Below are 1,027 nucleotides of genomic sequence, written 5' to 3'. Positions count from 1 at the left end.
GCGCAGTTCCGCCAACGTCAGCGCGGGCGCGCGCACCAAGGCGTCCCGGGTGATGCACGGCGTGTGGCTGCTGCTGTTCGCGGCGCTGCTGCCGTCCGTGCTGGCCCTGATCCCGCTGCCCGCGCTGGCGGGCATCCTGGTCCACGCGGGCTGGAAGCTGATCCCGTTCCGCGGCATCGTGCCGCTGTGGCGCGACCACCGGGGCGAGGCGCTGATCCTCGTGGTCACCGCCGTGTCCATCGTCGCGGTGAACATGTTCGAGGGCGTGCTGATCGGTCTCGCCCTGTCCGTGATCAAGACCGCGTGGGAAGCCTCGCACCTCAAGCTTGAGGTCGTCGACAAGGGCGCCGGACCGATCCAGGCGCACCTGACGGGCAACGCGACCTTCCTCAGGCTGCCGAGGATCCTGGAGAGCCTGGAGGCGCTGCCGCAGGACCGGCCGGTCGAACTGGACCTGTCCGGGCTGCACCACCTGGACCACGCCTGCCGCACCGCGCTGGAGAACTGGGCCGAGCGGCACAGCGCCGCGGGCACGGACCCGGTGAAGGTCACCGAACCGGCGGCGGCCGGGTAGGCCCGTCGGCGCCCGGTCGCACACGAGAGGCCCGGTCCGGGGCATGGTCCCGGGCCGGGACTCCGGCATATCGTGACAGGAGTAGGCGAAACGGTCCTCTGGACGAGGAGGTCGCCATGCTCCAGGAGCTGCTGACCGCGGCTGCCGCCGCCGGGGGCGCCGGGGTGCTGTACATCGCGTCGGCGGCGCGGATCGTCAAGCAGTACGAGCGCGGGGTCGTCCTCCGGCTCGGCCGGCTCGCCGGTGAGGTGCGGCAGCCCGGCTTCACCATGATCGTCCCGGTGGTGGACCGGCTGCACAAGGTCAACATGCAGATCGTGACGTTGCCGGTGCCCGCCCAGGAAGGCATCACCCGGGACAACGTGACCGTCCGCGTGGACGCGGTCGTCTACTTCAAGGTGGTCGACGCCGCCTACGAGCTCATCCGCGTCGACTGTCTCTTATACACAACTT

Annotated in this window: 2 protein-coding genes; both read left to right on the top strand. The window is 70.5% G+C overall.

Annotated features, from left to right (window positions below; all coding sequences use genetic code 11):
• The coding region (locus tag ACFW2E_RS47830) for a SulP family inorganic anion transporter (RefSeq protein WP_384478683.1) at window positions 1-574 on the top strand (574 nt) is incomplete at its 5' end.
• A 116-nt stretch (window positions 575-690) separates the two neighbouring features.
• The coding region (locus ACFW2E_RS47825) for an SPFH domain-containing protein (protein ID WP_384478680.1) at window positions 691-1,027 on the top strand (337 nt) is incomplete at its 3' end.

It is taken from the genome of Streptomyces sp. NPDC058964 (assembly GCF_042741275.1).
Taxonomy (GTDB): Bacteria; Actinomycetota; Actinomycetes; order Streptomycetales; family Streptomycetaceae; genus Streptomyces.
The sequence above is the reverse complement of the archived record's forward strand: the minus strand, read 5'-3'. Positions and strand labels throughout refer to the sequence as shown.